Source organism: Actinoplanes ianthinogenes (genome assembly GCF_018324205.1).
Taxonomy (GTDB): domain Bacteria; phylum Actinomycetota; class Actinomycetes; order Mycobacteriales; family Micromonosporaceae; genus Actinoplanes; species Actinoplanes ianthinogenes.
Map to the genome: position 1 here is coordinate 4,446,475 of NZ_AP023356.1, position 14,961 is coordinate 4,461,435.

Genomic DNA, 14,961 nt, shown 5'->3' on the forward strand with positions numbered 1-14,961 from the left:
CGTGCATTTGCATCGTCGAGCGAATTGGCACAGGGGGATCACCACCCCGGGTCGAACAGCGATCCGGGCAGACCAAGGGAGCTTGGAATGACCTACGTGGTCAACGGCATGCCAGCCGGTCAGCTGCAGGGCGTGACCTGGCAGAAGAGCCGTCGCAGCAACCCGAGTGGCAACTGTGTGGAGTGCGCTGTCCTGCCCGGCGGCGACGTCGCCGTGCGCAACTCCCGCGACCCGGAGGGTGCCGCGCTCATCTACACCCGCGCCGAGATCGAGGCGTTCCTGGGTGGAGTTCGGGACGGGGACTTCGACAACCTGGTGGCCTGAAGGTCACCGCTTCAGACGAAAAGAGGTCCGGCCGGGTGACATCGCACCGGCCGGACCATTGGCCCATCCGCCCCTAGATCGGGCGGCCGACCTCGTTGAGCAGCTTCCCCAGGATCTCCTGGGTGTGATTCGGCGGCTCGGCGTCGATGCAGACGCGCTCCATCGCCATCGCGTACTGATCCACGTCCTCGCGCTTGTCGAGGTAGATCGCGCTGGTCAACTGCTCGACGTAGACCACGTCGGGCAGCTCCGGCTCGGGGAACCGCAGGATCGAGAACGGGCCACCGGCCGCGGCGTGCCCGCCCGCGGTGAACGGGATGATCTGCAACCGCACGCTCGGCAGCCGGGACGCCGCGATGAGCGACTCGATCTGCGCGCGCATCACGTCGACGCCGCCGATCGGCCGGCGCAGCACCGCCTCGTCGATCACCGCCCACAGCTGCGGGCCACCCGAACGGGTGAGAATCTGCTGCCGCTGCCGGCGCACCTCGACCCGCTTGTTGATCTCCTCGGCACTGGCGCCGGCGTGCCCCAGCATGATCACGGCACGCGCGTACTCCGGCGTCTGGAGCAGACCCGGAACGAACTGGATCTCGTAGGTGCGGATCAGCGTGGCGGCCGCCTCGAGCCCCAGGTAGGCCTGGAACCAGGTGGGCAGCACGTCGTTCAGCTGCTGCCACCAGCCGGGGCTGTTGGCCTGGCGGGCAAGGCCGATCAGCGCGTCGCGCTCCGCCTTGTCGTCCACGCCATACAAGGTCAACAGGTCCGCGACGTCGCGTTCCTTGAAGCTGACCCGGCCGAGCTCCATCCGGCTGATCTTCGAACCCGAGGCGCGGATCTCGTAGCCCGCCGCGTCCCGGGTGATCCCTCTCGACTCCCGCAGCTTCCGGAGTTGGGAGCCGAGCAGAATGCGCAGCACGGTTGGACCGCCGCCCGGCGCCTCCTCCTGCGTACCCGCGCTCACCTGACTCCTCGTCGCCGTCTCGTGACTACCGGAATGCAGTCGTGTGCATCCTAAAGCGGAGATCGTCTACCGCGAAACCTTGTCAAGTGTAGAACTGCCGTGGCGGATGCGCGCACAGATGCACGTGCAGACGGCCTTGCGGACGCACTTGATGACGAGCATGATAGCTGACAGACACGTACCGACTGCTAACGCAGCGTGCCGAAAACTTCGGCTGCTCGGCCGTTGCGCCCCGTCGGTGCTGTTTGCTGGCCCTTGACTTTGCCGGCCCTTGAGAGCTTGGAGGCACCGCGATGTCGAGTTGGATGACATCCACGCCGACCGTCACCCCGCCACAGCGCGATCCGGCCGACGTGGCGCCCGCCGAGAGCTACCGCCCGGCCGACCCGGTCTGGGTCTACCGCGACGGCTGGCGCGCCGGCGTCATCGAGGCCGCCTCCCCCCGAGCCGTCACCGTCACCTACAAGCCGGGCAGCCACCGCGGCACCGGCGTCGACACGTTCACCGCGCCCTACGTGACGTCCCGCGACGACGACGACCCCACCCTCGACAATCGAGGCCTCCGCCTGGTCCGCCGAAAGCCGCTGGCATGACCGGCGCCGTCACCGTCTCCGCCATCGTCGGCCTGCTGAGTCTCTTCTCGGGCGTGGCCCTGGGGTGGTACCTGCGACGCACCAACGACTGGTGTCCCACCTGCGGCGAACAGCTGACTTGCGGCGACTGCAAGATGAGCGTCCACTGGCCGGAGCACCAGACCGCCGCCACCCACCGCTGACCCCGCACGGTCCGCGGGTCCCTTTTTCGGTACGCCCTCGCCCCGCCCCAACCGCACAGCCCCGTCCCGTGCCTCGACGCCAGGCCGCTGCCCCCTCCCGACCGCGAGGCCGCATCCGGGCCGAACTGCCACCTCCCGGTGGTCCACCCAAACCCCCACGGTGAAGCCCAGCAGGATTGTCCGGCTGGCGCCTACGGCCCTATCCCGCGCACGAATAGGGCCCCCAGAACCAGCCGGAAGCGTCGGGCTGGCGTCCACGGCCCCATCCCGGGTGCGGACAGGGCGGTCAGGACCAGCCGGGAGTGTCGGGCCGGCGCCCACGGCCCTGCCCCGCGTACGGACAGGCCCCCAAGACCAGCCGGGTTGTCGGGCTGGCGTCCACGGCCCTGTCCCGGGTGCGAACAGGGCGGTCAGGACCAGCCGGGAGTGTCGGGCTGGCGCCTACGGCCCTATCCCGGGTGCGGACAGGGCGGTCAGGACCAGCCGGGAGTATCGGGCTGGCGTCCACGGCCCTATCCCACGCACGGATAGGCCGCCAAGACCAGCCCGGAGCACCGAGCTGGCACCCACAGCCCTACCCCACGCACGAATAGGGCCACCAGGACCAGCCGAAGCACCGGGCTGGCACCCACGGCCCTATCCCGGGTGCGGACGGGGCGGTCAGGACCAGCCGGGAGTATCGGGCTGGCGTCCACGGCCCTGCCCCGCGCGCGGACAGGGCGGTCAGGACCAGCCCGGAGCACCGAGCTGGCACCCACGGCCCTATCCCACGCACGAATAGGGCCACCAGGACCAGCCGGGAGTGTCGGGCTGGCGCCCACGGCCCTATCCCGGGTGCGGACGGGGCGGTCAGGACCAGCCGGGAGTGTCGGGCTGGCGCCCATGGCCCTGTCCCGGGTGCGGACAGGGCGGTCAGGGCCAGCCGGGAGTATCGGGCTGGCGTCCACGGCCCTGCCCCAAGTACGAATAGGGCCACCAGGGCCAGCCCGAAGCACCGAGCTGGCACCCACCGCCCTGCCCCACGCACGGATAGGGCCACCAGGGCCAGCTCGGGGGTTGGGGTTGGCGGTCGTGGGCACCCGCGGGCGTCGCCCTGGAGGGGCGGGCGTTTTGGACGCGCCAGCGGCCAGCCCGGCCCGGAAGGGTCCCTGGCGGGAGCGACGATCAGTGATCAGCGCGGACCCGAGTCAGCATGAAGTTGACCTTGAGTCTGCCGATACCGGTCTGTAACCGATTTATCGGTACATGTCGACTACGGGGTGATATTGAAGTTGTCGCGGAAGACGTTAGCCGGGTCGTAGCGGCGCTTCAGATCCCGCAACCGGGACAAAGTCGCCGGCGGCCAAGCCTCGGCGATCCGCTCCAGCCGCTGATCGGTCTCGAAGGACAGATAGAGCCCACTGAAATACGGCGCCAACTCCTCCCATGCCGCGTCGAGGCGAGCCCGGGACGCGCCGAACGCCACCACCGAGAAGTTGGCGGTTCGGTGGGCGTAGGCCGTTGCCTCGGACGGCACGTCGGCGACCGCGCCGCCCACCGAACGCACCTGGAAGAAGTAGACCGCCCCGGAGGCGATCAACCGGGCCGCGGCCGCGCAGAACGACGGGGTCAGGTGCTCGATCAGCCCGGATCGCGCGGCGGGATCGCCCTGGCCGTCGTGCGGGGCGTCCGGCACGTTCATCACGCCGGCGTACGGAACCAGCTGCACCTGCTGATCGAGCAGCGGCCCGACCGAGGCGATCGGCGTGAAGCGCTCGATGATCGTGTCCGGCACCTCGGAGTCGACCACGCCGTAGATCTGCGCGAGCGACTGCCCACGCCGCGGCGCCCCCATGATCAGGTTCGTGGTGACGTCCCGGGGCGCGGCCTCCATGGCGGCGCCCCAGCGTTCCAGCAGGCCCGCGCCGTCCGTGGCGTCGAGCACGAACTGACCGAAACCGACCGCCCCCACCTCGTCCGCCTGGAACTCGAACGCGGTGACGATGCCGAAGTTCGCTCCCGCACCGCGAACCGCCCAGAACAGGTCCGGGTTCTCGGTCTCGCTGGTCCGCACCAGGGTCCCGTCGGCCAGCAGCAGCTCGGCGGCGCGCATCCGGTCGATGGTCAGCCCGTGCTCGCGGGCCAGCCAGCCGATCCCGCCCGCGGTGGCCAGCCCGCCGACCCCGACGCCGCCGTAGTCACCGCTGCTCAGCGCCCAGCCGTGCGGGGCAAGCGCGGCGGCCACCTCCTTCCAGCGGGCGCCGGGACCGACTCTGATCAGCCGGTCGGCGGTCGAGAGGATCTCGATGGCGTTGAGCCGGCCGACGTCGATCACGATGCCGCCGTCGTTGGTGGAGCGGCCGCTGATGCCGTGGCCGCCGCTGCGGACGGCGAGCGGCACCTCCTGCTCGCGGGCGAAGGCCAGCGCCGTCGCGGCCTGCTCGACATCCACCGGTTGCAGCACCAGGCCGGGCGCTCCGCCGCGCATGTAGGTGGAGCGGACCCGGGCGTACCCGAAATCGCCCGGCTCGATCGCGACCGCCGCGAGCGAATCCGGCAACCCGTCGTAGTCGATCCCGTCCCGCCGGCGCGCCAGCGCCGCGGCGGCGCGCACCGGGCCGGTCGGCGCACCGCTCGCCGCGCGTTCCCGGTCCACCGCCTCGCGCAGCGCCGGGATCACCTCGGCGGCGAAGCGCTCCAGCTCGGCGGGCTGGTCGGTGCCGATGACGAAGGTGCTGACGCCGTGCTCGAGCACGTACCCGAGCAGCTCCTCGACGCTCCGGTCGGCCGGCACGTTGAGCAGCCGCTGGATCTCCCGCGGATCACGTCCCGTCGCGACCGCGGCCTCGTCGATGATCGTGTTGCCCCGGGCCAGCGCACCCGGTTTCAGGTAGGACAGCGAGGGCAGCCAGCCGTCCGCCTTGGTCCCGGCCACCTTGAGCATCCGCGGGCCGTAGGCGCCCAGCCAGATCGGCACCCGGTGCGCCGGCGCCGGGCCGCGTTTCGGTCCGTTGAGCTGGTAATACTCACCGTCGAAGCGGAGCGGGTGCCGCGACTCGGTGTCCCACAGCTCGCGGATCACGTCGATCGCCTCACTGAGCTGATCGACCGACTCCCCGGGCGTGCGCCGGGTGACGCCCATCGCCACCATCGGGTCCCAGAAAGCGCCGGCGCCCAGCCCGAGCGCGAGCCGCCCGCCGGAGAGCAGGTCCAGGCTGGCCGCCGCGCGGGCCAGCACCGGGGCCGGGCGCATCGGCACGTTGAGCACGTTGCCGGCCAGCTCGACCTTCTCGGTTCGCGCGGCCACCCAGCTCAGCAGCGTCCAGGTGTCCAGGAAGCCGGGCTGGTAGGGATGGTCCTGGAAGGTGACCAGGTCGAATCCGAGCTGCTCGCTGAGCACGGCCCGGACGACCACGCCCTCCAGATCGTCGTTGGCCGGCGTCAGGAACGTCCCGAACCGCAGCGGGTGCCCGTAGTCCACCCGAAGATCGTATGTCGCGCCCCGGCCGTTCTCGGAGGTAGCTTGACGTGCATGACGGCGATGGAGCAGAGCGCCCGGGCGTGCCAGGAAAAGGCCACCTCGCTCGCCCGCGCCTTCGAGTTCCTCGGCCGCCGGTGGAACGCGGCGGTTCTCGGCGCTCTGGAGAGCGGCCCGGCCGGCTTCCGCGACCTGTCCCGCGCGATCGACGGGATCAGCGACTCGGTCCTGTCGAACAGGCTGTCCTGCCTGGCCAACGCCGGTCTGATCACCCGCGAGGTGGAGGCCGGCCCGCCGGTGTCGGTGTCCTATGCGCTGACCCCGGCCAGCCGAGCACTGATGCCCGCCCTCGGGCAGATCGCCCAGTGGGCCGACGAACACTTCCCGCAGTGAAGTACTTCACCCAGGCTCGGAATAGCTTTCTGATCCACAGCCGCTAGCTTTTTAGAAGTGGATACTCTTTCCGAAGCTGGCCGCGGCCTGCTCTTCACCGACGCGCGCACGGCGTCGTTCTTCGCGCCGGTCCCGGTGACCGACGAGGAGCTCAACGAGATCTGGGAGCTGGCGAAATGGCCGCCCACCCAGGCGAACACCCAGCCGCTGCGGGTGCTCTACGTGCGGACCGCCGAGGGCAAGGAACGCCTGGTGAAGCACCTCGCCGAGGGCAACCGGGCCAAGTCGCAGAGCGCGCCGGTGGTCGCCGTGCTCGCCCTCGACACCCAGTTCCACGAGCACGTCCCGCAGGTTTTCCCGCACAACCCGGGGCTCAAGGACGTCTTCGAGGGCAACCCGGAGAAGCGGATCCAGGACGGTACGTTCAGCGCCGCGCTCCAGGCCGGGTACTTCATCATCGCGGCCCGGGCGATCGGCCTCTACGCCGGCCCGATGACCGGTTTCGACAAGGCCGGCGTGGACGCGGAGTTCTTCCCGGACGGCCGCTTCAAGTCGCTCGCGGTGGTCAACCTCGGGCATCCGGCGGAGAACGCGTACCGGGACCGCCTGCCGCGGCTCGACAGCGCCACGACCGTGCAGTGGGCCTGAGGTCCGCTGTTCAGTTTCTTTCGGTACGCGGTGAGCACCGCTCTTTCTCGATGCTCACCGCGCCCCGCGGCTGTGCCGTATGCCGACAATCGGGGTTGACACGCCCTCGGAAGGGGTAGTTTCGAGCAGTCCATCCGCGCAACGGAGGTGACGGGCGTGCTCGAGCCGCGGGATGAGCGGGAATTCGACAGCATGGTGTCCCGGCTGCGAGACGCCGACCCGGGCTTCACCCGGCGGTGCGACCGCATGCAGGCCCGCCAACGCCGGCGCTGGCTGATCCTGGCCGTTCTACTGTGGGCGGTCGTCCCGTTCTGTCTGTATTTCGGCGGATGGACCGGGGTGCTGGAGGCGGTTCTCGCGGTCATTTACGGCGCCTGGCTGATGCGCAAACGCAGCCGGGCGACGGATACCCCGTCCTGGCCGCCGTCGACGGACCGCCGCCCCACCGCGGAAGCCTGAGCTCGCCCCTCTGTGGGTCAGCTCCAGCGGTCGCCGGTCAGTCGCTCGTAAACCTCGACGTACCGGTTCCGGGTCGCCTCGACCACGTGCTCGGGCAGGTCCGGGCCGGGCTCGGTCCGGTCCCAGTCGGTCTCCTTGGTCGCCCAGTCGCGCAGGACCTGCTTGTCCAGGTACCGCTGCACGCTCCCCGGCTGCCACTCGTCCGCCGCCCAGAACCGCGACGAGTCCGGCGTCAGCACCTCGTCGCCGAGCTTGAGCTCCCCGTCCTTCAGCCCCAGTTCGATCTTGGTGTCCGCGATCAGGATCCCCTTGCCGGCCGCGATCTCCGACCCCCGCCGGTAGATCTCCAGCGTGATCCGCCGCAGCTCCTCGGCCTGGTCCTGCCCCTCCTGAGCCACCACCTCGGCGAAGGTCATCGGCGCGTCGTGCCCGGCCCCGACCGCCTCCTTGGTGGTCGGCGTGAAGATCGCCTCAGGCAGCTTCGACCCCTCGACCAGCCCCGGCGGCAGCGGCACCCCGGAGATCGCCCCGTCCCGCTGGTAGTCCTTGAGCCCGGACCCGGCGAGGTATCCGCGCGCGATGCACTCCACCTTCACCATGTCGAGCCGCTCACACCGGATCGCCCGCCCCAGCCACTGCTCGGGAACGTCGGTCGAGGAGATGATGTGGTTCGGCACCACGTCACTGAGCTGGTCGAACCACCACAGCGACAGCTGGGTGAGAATCTTGCCCTTGTCGGGGATCGGCGTCGGCAGGATGACGTCAAAGATCGACATCCGGTCCGACGCGACCAGGATGAGGTCGTCCCCGTCGGCATAGACGTCCCGAACCTTGCCGGAGTGCAGCAGCTCCACGTAGTCCCCTAGGTCTGTGGCCGGTCAGCGTGCACTTTCACGCTACCGAACCCAGCTCCAACGAACCCGACTGCCCGAGGATCAGCCTGACGTTACCGTAGGTGTCACCCATCGAGCAGCGATGGCCAGCGACCTCTGGATTTTGAGCAGTGCAGCAGCAAATCGGACGGGAGCGCTCATTCAGCGGGCACCTTTGTTGTCGGATATAAACCGCGATGGTACTCCAAGAATTCTGGATTAATCACGTGGCTTTCAGCCGTCCGAAGTGTCCCGCGATTCGGATATTCCGAAATAATTCTCAAGTCGCTATCGACCAAAATCTCGCCATTGTCAAAGAGCACATGACAGTTCGGGCAGAGACACAACATGTTGTCCGGAGTGTCAGGGCCACCGTGCGGCTCACCCAGGGGCCTAATATGAGCACCCTGGGCGTATCCACGCCCCTGTATTACCATCCTTATTTCACATATCTGGCAGATACAGTCGTGCGCAGCCTTGGTGAATCGGACGACCTCAACGTCACGGACAATTCTTTCTGCCGCTGTCAACTTTCGGCCCGGCCGAGAATTCCCGCTCGGCACCGGGGGAAGGTGCACGGCGTCCGCGCCAGTCGATATGGTTGCGGCCGTTGGCGCGAGGCGAACAAGGCGATAGCGACAAAGAGAAAAGCCATGCTCGCCGGGTTCCTGCCAGAACCTTTCGACCATGAATAGCCCGTCGTAACGGAACCCGGTCGCCGGCGCATGCGGATTGCCCTCGTGCGCACCACGAATCACTCGCACCGGAGCCTTAGTGAGGCTGCTGGTAATTAGCCCTGCATTACCTGGCGCGGTTGGGCTTTGATCGGCGACCTGCTTTCCAGTATCGCGATCCCAACCTCCATGGCCCGTATAAATAATCCAGTCATCGTAATCTTTGTCTTCATATCCCCCTGAGACGACGATGGATTCGGCACCCTTATCGGCGGTGCCGACGATGCCGGCTTGCAATGCACGGTGGACCCGAGCCTCATGCAGCTCGGCACGGCTCGCAAAGGTGTCACCGACCTCAACACCGGGCACTTCACCGATGCCGCGAAACAACGGCCGCTGGACACCGAAGTAATCCAGCACAGCCCGCGCTGTGGGTTCATCAAACTTTTCGACAACCGTATGCGCAAAGTCCTCGAAGATCTCCACCTCGTGCAGCGCCGTGAAGGCGCTCGACGACAGGCCGATATGAGGATCGGTGCTATTAAGCCATCGTGCTGCATGCGAGTCGCTATGCGGCGCGGACATGGCCATCTCGATTTCTCCGAGCGGCGACTGCGCCAGCGCAAGCACAGGAACAGCAGCTGGATCTGCCTCGATGCCGCCACCGAGTTCCGAGATCGCCTCGCTAAGAGTAGACCTGACGTCCGACCACCTAACCTGTCGAGATTCGCCAGCAACCGCTCGCCGAGCAGCCCAAAGGAGGACGACTGGCTGATTCACCGTCAGGCGACCCCTGCGTCGCCTGGGCCGCAGCTTGCGCGTTTCGGCCATCAGCTCGTCAAGATCCACCAAAGACCCCCGGGATTAGGTCCAGACTCGGCTAGGCAAGTGCCTAGTTGATCCGCACCATAGTGCCGGCGAGCGATGCTCGGAACCCATAAATGACACCGGGGCTATGCGATCGGTCGTTCTGGTTTCAAGAGCCGGTCGAGTACGTCTTCGCGGCGGCGATCGCCTGGGTCAGGGGGCGTAGGCGGTCAGTTTGGGGCCGTTGACCTGGTAGAGGTGGGTGCCGGCCGGGACCACGTAGCCCGGGAGCGTGCTGCCGGCCGGGACTCCGGTGAGGGCGTTCAACACGAGGCCGCCGGTGTAGAGCAGCCCAGCGGCCAAAACCGGCTGCTGCACCGCGCCGGGAAGTTTGCGTGACCACAGGAGGCGGCCGGTCGCCGCGTCCCGGCTGGAGACGGTCGAGCCGGAGGACAGATAGACGCGGGCGCCGTCGGTGGCCACCAGTGAGGTTGCCTGCTTGAGGACCGACCAGCCCGCGACACCGGTCGCCGCGTTCAAGGCGGCGAAAGTGCCGGATCTGTCGGTGGCGAAGAAGCGGCCGAAGGTCGGGCTGGCCGCCTCGACATGCCAGGATGCCCGGTTGGTCCAGCGCGGCCTGCCGGTCGCGATGTCGACGGCGACGGTTTCGCCGGACGGGACGCCGAAGCCGTCCGTCTTCTGGAGCGGGACCAGGCCGTCCGCCGAGACGCCGCTGGAGGCGTACGGCGACTTGGTCCAGAGCAGGTGCCCGTCGCGTACCCGGTACGCCGCGACCTGGTCGACATCGGACGGTGAGGTGCCGGAGACCAGGACCACCCCCTTGTCCACCACGACGGCGTCGATCGGGGTGTCCATGGCGGCCTTCCAGCGCGTCTTGCCGTAGAAGTCCAGGGCGGTGAGCCGGCCGTCCGGGTCGCTCTGGGAGTTGCAGCCGCCGTTGGCGAGGATCAGCAGGTCGCCGGCGACGGCCATCCGCGGGGTGCTGTTGTCCATGGCGTTGTCCCAGGTGAAGCGCAGCCGCAGGTCACCCGAGTCGATGCCGTAGCTGGAGACGCCCTCGGTGTCGGTGACGAAGACCTGGTCGGCGCCGACCAGCGGGGCGGAGAAACCGGAGCAGCTCTCGTCGACCTGGCGCAACCTGGCCGACCAGGCTGTCGTGAAGGTGGTGATCGTCGCGTTCGGGTTGAAGTGGCTGTCCTCGGCGTCGTAGCCGGGGTGGTCCCACAGCGGGACCGGCAAGCCCAGGAGCAGCGACGACAGCATGACGGAGACACGACGGCGTGTGGTCATATCTGCAGATTACGGAAAAAGCGGATGGCCCGCCCGCCAGGCCGGGCCATCCGCAGCGTAGGGAAAGAGAAAGCTCAGCCGTTCAGCAGGCGGAGCATCTGCTGCACCTGATCGGCGCGGGATTGCTTGACCCGCTCCGCGAACTGCTTGGTCTGCTCGTTCGCGCCCTTGTCCAGTTCGAGCTGGGCCATCTCCACGGCGTTGTGCTGGTGCGCCAGGAAGAGGTTGAGGAAGGCCGTCTCGAAGTCCTTCTTCTTCACCGTCTTCAACGAGGTGATCTCGGTGTCGGTGGTGCTCGGCAGGCCACCGTGATCGGCGTGAACGCTGACCCGCTTGTCGACCGTGGTGGGCTTGCCCCACTCGGTCAGCCAGTTCTTCATCATGGTCAGCTCGTCGGTCTCGGTCAGCGACACCGCCTTGGCCAGGTCGGCCACGTCGGCCCGGGTGGCCCGCTGCGCGCCGATCGCGGCCATCTCCAGGCCCTGCTGCTGGTGGTCGACCAGCATCTGGAGGAACATCACGTCCCGCTCGTTGAAGGTCGAGCCAGCGGTGATCTCCGCGACGTTCTTGACCGCCGGGGCCGCGGGGGCCGAGGGGGCAGGCGCCGGAGACGCGGCCGTGCCGCATCCGCCCACCGCGAGAAGGAGCGCAACCGCTACCAGGCCGCGCTTCACAGCGGCAGCCAGAGCGCGAGGGTGAACACGGACGGCTCCCAGCTGTGGATCGAGGTGTGCGGCTGCCGGCACGTGTAGGAGACGCCGTTGTAGGTCACCACGTCACCGGTCTTGTAGCTGACGCCCGGCGCCCACTCGCTGCCGCTCGTCGAGGAGCCGCCGGAGCTGGTTGCGGTCGCGGTCGGCGCCGCGGTGGTAGCGGTCGCGGTCGGCGCGGCCGTTGTGGGCGCGGTGGTCGGGGCGGTCGTCGGGGCCGCGGTGGTCGGCGCCGTGGTGGGCGTCGAGGAGCCGCTGCCACCAACGTTCAAGTCGACGCAGTTGTAGAAGGCGTTCGCCGTGTCCCCGATGTTCCAGACCGCCAGGACCGTGTGGTTGCCCTTGAATTTGCTGAGGTCCACCTTGTGGCTGACGGTCGCCTCGGGGATCGCGTTGCCGTCGTTGAACGTGGCGACCTCGGTACCGTCGACGTAGTAGACCCAGGTCGCGGTCCGGTGCCGGGCGGTCAGCACCCAGTTGAACGTGACCGAGGTACCGACGGTAGTGCGCTTCCAGCTCTTGGAGTCGTCGTTCAAGACCGGGTAGTTGGCGTTTCCACCGTTGCATTGCTTGGAGCCCTTCGGTGCCTCGACGCTCTGCGGCTCGAACTGGATCGCGCCACAGTCCGAGACGGTGCCGGCGGCGCACTGCGCCTGCCGGCTCGGCGGCGATGAGACGTAGCCGTGTGCCAGGGCCGGTGAGGCGATCACCAAGGTGGACCCGACCATCCCGAGGGTGGCCAGCGGGTAGGCGATCTTCCTGCGCATGTCAGTTCTCCAGACATCTCGTCCTGGCTTACTTACGGGCCGGAACGTTAGGGAGAGCTGCCATAACGGAGCCTTAAGGCGACCGAAAACCCGCCTGAAACCCGATCATGGGACCGCCCGGCGCCGCCGGCGCGGTTGCGGCTCCTCAGGAAGGTCGCCGGCCGAGGTGAGCAGGAAACCCACGCGAGCCCCACCCAACGGGCTTCGCCCGACAACCAACTGCCCGCGTACGGTATCCGCCGCCCGCCGCACGATGTCCAGCCCGAGCCCGGTCGACCCGGCCCCGCTGAACCCGCGCTGCACGGCGGCCGCCGGGTCGGCGATCCCCGGTCCCGCGTCGTCCACCAGCAGCCCGGTCGACGAGACGCTGACCCGGAACGCCACCCCCTCGTCGGTGTGCGAGAAGACGTTGCCCAGCATCGCGTCAACGACCAGGATCACCTCGCTCTGCGGCATCGGCACGATCACCGGCTCGTGCCCGCCGACCACCTCCCACGGGCGCTCCTGGTCCTCGGCCAGCACCGACCAGAAGGCCAGCCGGTCGGCCAGCACCTCGACCAGGTCGCACTGCTCGGTGCCGCGCACCTCGACGCCCAGCCGGGCGCCGTTGATGATCGCGTCGAGCTCCTCGTCGAGCAGGTCGCAGGCGTCCCGCATCCGGTCGGCGATCGGGCCGGGCGGGATGGTCTCGGCGTCCAGGCGGAGCGCGGTCAACGGCGTACGCAAACGGTGTGAGAGGTCAGCGGCCAGTTCGCGCTCGCGGTCCAGCAGCCGGCGCAGGTCCCCGGCCATGGTGTTGAACGCCTGGGCCGCGTCGCGCAGTTCGCGCGGCCCGGTCGGCTCGATCCGCTCGCTGAGCTCGCCGCCGCCGAGTTTGCGGGCGGAAACCGCGAGCTGGCGGGTGGCCCGGACCAGCTGCGCCCCCAGCCGGTCGGCGAGCAGGGTCGAGCCGCCGACCAGCACGACGGCCAGCCCACCGAGCGCCAGCCAGGCCGGCCAGACGCCGCGGCGCATCTCCTCGTCGGTCACGAAGACCTCGACCACCACGGTCCGGCCGTCGGTGAGCACGGTCGGCTGGAGGTAGGCGAGGCCACCGTCGGCGGCCGCGGTCGCCGACCGGCGCTGCTTCGCCGCGCGGTCGACCGTCTCCGGGGGCAGGTGCGAGGTCCCGATCGGGTCCAGCTCCGGCAGGTGTACGGCGAGCAGCCCCGCGCTACCGGCCGAGGTGCTGGCCACCGCGTTGGTGAGCGCGGTCGGATCCGCGTTCACCCCGAGCACCGTGACCAACGAGGTGGCCTGCTGGCGCGCCTCGGAGATGGCCTTGTCGTGGGCGATCTGCCAGATCGCGACGGCGAGCGGGACCAGGAAGGCCAGCGCCACCATCGAGGTGATCGCCAGGGCCAGCCGGTTCAGCGCCCACCTCACTGCGGATCGACCATCATGACGCCGACACCGCGGACGGTGTGCAGGAAGCGCGGCTTCGCGGCGGTCTCCCCGAGCTTGCGACGCAGCCAGGAGATGTGTACGTCGATGGTCTGCTCCTCACCGATCCGCGCCTGGTTCCACACCTGGTTCATCAGCTCCCGCCGGCTGATCACCTGACCCACCCGCTCCGCCAGGTACGCCAGCACGTCGAACTCGCGCCGGGTCAGTTGCAGCGGCTCCCCGCGCAGCTCCGCCCGGCGCTGCCGCGGCTTGATCACCAGCTCGCCCACCGTGATCGCGTTCGGCGCCTGCTCGGTGGTGGTCCGCGCCCGGCGCAGCACCGCCGAGATCCGGGCCAGGATGTGCCCGCCGGAGAACGGCTTGGTCACGTAGTCGTCGGCGCCGGCGCTCAGCAGTGCGATGATGTCCGCCTCCGAGCGCCGGGCGGTCGCCACGATGACCGGCACGTCGGAGACGGTACGCATCATCCGCAGCGCGTCGGTGCCGTCGATGTCGGGCAGCCCGAGGTCGAGGATGACCAGGTCGGGCCGTTCCTGGGTGACGATCTTCAGCGCCTGGGCAGCCTGGCCGACCGGGCGCACCACGTGCCCGGCGTCGGTCAACGCACGGGTCAGTGCCGCCGCGATGTTGCGGTCGTCCTCGACCAACAGGATCAACGCCATGGCGTACACCATAGGACCAGGTGAGAGGATGGCCTCGTGCGATCTTCCAGGTGGGTGCCGATAGCCGGGTGGTTCGTGGCGACCGCGACCAGCATCGTGCTCTCCTGGGTGGCCCTGCTTCCGGTGCTCAACGCGGCCCGGGCGGACGTGGGAGCGCTGCCGGACATCGATCAGGTGCCGGCCGCCAAGATCGACGTGCAGCAGCCACCGATCTCCACCACCGCACCGGCCCGTCCCGCTCCGCCGTCCACCTCCCCCACCCCGGACCGGACGCCGAAGGTCACGCGGAAGCCGAGCAAGAAGCCCACGACCGAGCCGGCCACCACGGCACCGGCCGCGACCACGCCGGCCCCCACGGTCGAGAACGGCTGGACGGTCACCACGGGCAGCGACGGCGTGAAGACGTACGTCCGCTCCTACACCTGCGCCGGCGGCCAAGCGGTGATCAAAATGACCAGCCGGGGCGTGGTCTCCCTGGTCACCGCGACACCCGCGGACGGCTACGCGGTGGAGAAGACGCAGAGCGAGCCGGACGACATGGCGGTCTACTTCAACGAGACCGGGCACAGCTTCATCATCCGCGCGATCTGGTGGAACGACGCGCCGTTCGTCGAGGTCAACGAGATCGGATCATAGAAGTTTCCTAATTGAGCACGCTCTCAGGCGCCATTCAGGAACCGCAAGGGTTTTCC

At 68.8% G+C, this 14,961-nt stretch carries 16 protein-coding genes; 7 read left to right on the forward strand and 9 right to left on the reverse strand.

What is annotated here, in order from left to right:
* Positions 1-87: 87 nt before the first annotated feature.
* A complete protein-coding gene (locus Aiant_RS19975; protein ID WP_014695100.1) occupies positions 88-324 on the forward strand; it encodes a DUF397 domain-containing protein in 237 nt (78 codons plus the stop codon).
* Positions 325-397: 73 nt separating this feature from the next.
* On the opposite strand, the gene Aiant_RS19980 is transcribed toward Aiant_RS19975, so the two are convergent.
* Positions 398-1,288, reverse strand: a complete 891-nt coding sequence (locus Aiant_RS19980) for a helix-turn-helix domain-containing protein (RefSeq protein ID WP_189332209.1) — start codon at positions 1,286-1,288, stop codon at positions 398-400.
* Positions 1,289-1,593: 305 nt separating this feature from the next.
* Between Aiant_RS19980 and Aiant_RS19985 the strand changes: the two genes are divergently transcribed.
* Both Aiant_RS19985 and Aiant_RS19990 read left to right on the forward strand, forming a co-directional pair.
* Positions 1,594-1,881, forward strand: a complete 288-nt coding sequence (locus Aiant_RS19985; RefSeq protein ID WP_229830402.1) for a hypothetical protein — start codon at positions 1,594-1,596, stop codon at positions 1,879-1,881.
* On the forward strand, positions 1,878-2,063 hold the full coding sequence (locus Aiant_RS19990) for a hypothetical protein (RefSeq protein ID WP_189332207.1): 186 nt from the start codon (positions 1,878-1,880) through the stop codon (positions 2,061-2,063). Before Aiant_RS19985 ends, Aiant_RS19990 begins: the two co-directional genes overlap by 4 nt.
* A 1,252-nt stretch (positions 2,064-3,315) precedes the next feature.
* On the opposite strand, the gene Aiant_RS19995 is transcribed toward Aiant_RS19990, so the two are convergent.
* Positions 3,316-5,523 (reverse strand): LLM class flavin-dependent oxidoreductase, encoded by a 2,208-nt coding sequence (locus tag Aiant_RS19995; protein WP_189332206.1) that lies wholly within the window; start codon positions 5,521-5,523, stop codon positions 3,316-3,318.
* A 51-nt stretch (positions 5,524-5,574) separates the two neighbouring features.
* On the opposite strand from Aiant_RS19995, the gene Aiant_RS20000 reads away from it, so the two are divergent.
* The 3 genes from Aiant_RS20000 to Aiant_RS20010 all read left to right on the forward strand — a co-directional run bounded on the left by Aiant_RS20000 (position 5,575) and on the right by Aiant_RS20010 (position 7,020).
* The gene (locus Aiant_RS20000; protein WP_189332205.1) at positions 5,575-5,913 is read left to right on the forward strand and encodes a winged helix-turn-helix transcriptional regulator; all 339 of its coding nucleotides are present in this window, start codon (positions 5,575-5,577) and stop codon (positions 5,911-5,913) included.
* A gap of 57 nt (positions 5,914-5,970) precedes the next feature.
* Positions 5,971-6,561, forward strand: coding sequence for a malonic semialdehyde reductase (locus tag Aiant_RS20005; RefSeq protein WP_189332204.1), 591 nt, complete (start codon positions 5,971-5,973; stop codon positions 6,559-6,561).
* Between the two features lie 156 nt (positions 6,562-6,717).
* A complete protein-coding gene (locus Aiant_RS20010) occupies positions 6,718-7,020 on the forward strand; it encodes a DUF3040 domain-containing protein (protein ID WP_189332203.1) in 303 nt (100 codons plus the stop codon).
* A gap of 17 nt (positions 7,021-7,037) precedes the next feature.
* Here the strand turns inward: Aiant_RS20010 and Aiant_RS20015 are convergent, their stop codons facing one another.
* The 7 genes from Aiant_RS20015 to Aiant_RS20045 all read right to left on the reverse strand — a co-directional run bounded on the left by Aiant_RS20015 (position 7,038) and on the right by Aiant_RS20045 (position 14,269).
* Complete coding sequence (locus Aiant_RS20015; RefSeq protein ID WP_189332202.1) at positions 7,038-7,874, reverse strand: phosphoribosylaminoimidazolesuccinocarboxamide synthase; 837 nt, start codon at positions 7,872-7,874, stop codon at positions 7,038-7,040.
* Between the two features lie 176 nt (positions 7,875-8,050).
* The gene (locus Aiant_RS20020; protein ID WP_212847101.1) at positions 8,051-9,415 is read right to left on the reverse strand and encodes a YDG/SRA domain-containing protein; all 1,365 of its coding nucleotides are present in this window, start codon (positions 9,413-9,415) and stop codon (positions 8,051-8,053) included.
* Between the two features lie 171 nt (positions 9,416-9,586).
* Entirely contained in the window at positions 9,587-10,684 is a 1,098-nt protein-coding gene (locus Aiant_RS20025; RefSeq protein ID WP_189332201.1) for an outer membrane protein assembly factor BamB family protein, read from the reverse strand.
* Between the two features lie 74 nt (positions 10,685-10,758).
* Complete coding sequence (locus tag Aiant_RS20030; RefSeq protein WP_229830452.1) at positions 10,759-11,202, reverse strand: DUF305 domain-containing protein; 444 nt, start codon at positions 11,200-11,202, stop codon at positions 10,759-10,761.
* A gap of 152 nt (positions 11,203-11,354) precedes the next feature.
* Positions 11,355-12,161, reverse strand: coding sequence for a lytic polysaccharide monooxygenase (locus Aiant_RS20035; RefSeq protein WP_189332199.1), 807 nt, complete (start codon positions 12,159-12,161; stop codon positions 11,355-11,357).
* Between the two features lie 105 nt (positions 12,162-12,266).
* Positions 12,267-13,586, reverse strand: a complete 1,320-nt coding sequence (locus Aiant_RS20040) for a HAMP domain-containing protein (protein ID WP_189332198.1) — start codon at positions 13,584-13,586, stop codon at positions 12,267-12,269.
* Positions 13,583-14,269 (reverse strand): response regulator transcription factor, encoded by a 687-nt coding sequence (locus tag Aiant_RS20045; RefSeq protein ID WP_067690995.1) that lies wholly within the window; start codon positions 14,267-14,269, stop codon positions 13,583-13,585. The genes Aiant_RS20040 and Aiant_RS20045 overlap by 4 nt, the downstream gene beginning before the upstream one ends.
* A gap of 36 nt (positions 14,270-14,305) precedes the next feature.
* On the opposite strand from Aiant_RS20045, the gene Aiant_RS20050 reads away from it, so the two are divergent.
* On the forward strand, positions 14,306-14,905 hold the full coding sequence (locus Aiant_RS20050) for a DNA mismatch repair protein MutL (RefSeq protein WP_189332197.1): 600 nt from the start codon (positions 14,306-14,308) through the stop codon (positions 14,903-14,905).
* Positions 14,906-14,961 lie beyond the last annotated feature (56 nt).

Excerpts from the sequence above, each read along its gene's own strand:
- Aiant_RS20035 (WP_189332199.1), bottom strand. The coding sequence starts at position 12,161 with ATGCGCAGGAAGATCGCCTACCCGCTGGCCACCCTCGGGATGGTCGGG.
- Aiant_RS20030 (WP_229830452.1), bottom strand. The coding sequence starts at position 11,202 with ATGTTCCTCCAGATGCTGGTCGACCACCAGCAGCAGGGCCTGGAGATG.
- Aiant_RS20000 (WP_189332205.1), top strand. The coding sequence starts at position 5,575 with ATGACGGCGATGGAGCAGAGCGCCCGGGCGTGCCAGGAAAAGGCCACC.
- Aiant_RS20045 (WP_067690995.1), bottom strand. The coding sequence starts at position 14,269 with ATGGCGTTGATCCTGTTGGTCGAGGACGACCGCAACATCGCGGCGGCA.
- Aiant_RS19985 (WP_229830402.1), top strand. The coding sequence starts at position 1,594 with ATGACATCCACGCCGACCGTCACCCCGCCACAGCGCGATCCGGCCGAC.
- Aiant_RS20025 (WP_189332201.1), bottom strand. The coding sequence starts at position 10,684 with ATGACCACACGCCGTCGTGTCTCCGTCATGCTGTCGTCGCTGCTCCTG.
- Aiant_RS19990 (WP_189332207.1), top strand. The coding sequence starts at position 1,878 with ATGACCGGCGCCGTCACCGTCTCCGCCATCGTCGGCCTGCTGAGTCTC.
- Aiant_RS19975 (WP_014695100.1), top strand. The coding sequence starts at position 88 with ATGACCTACGTGGTCAACGGCATGCCAGCCGGTCAGCTGCAGGGCGTG.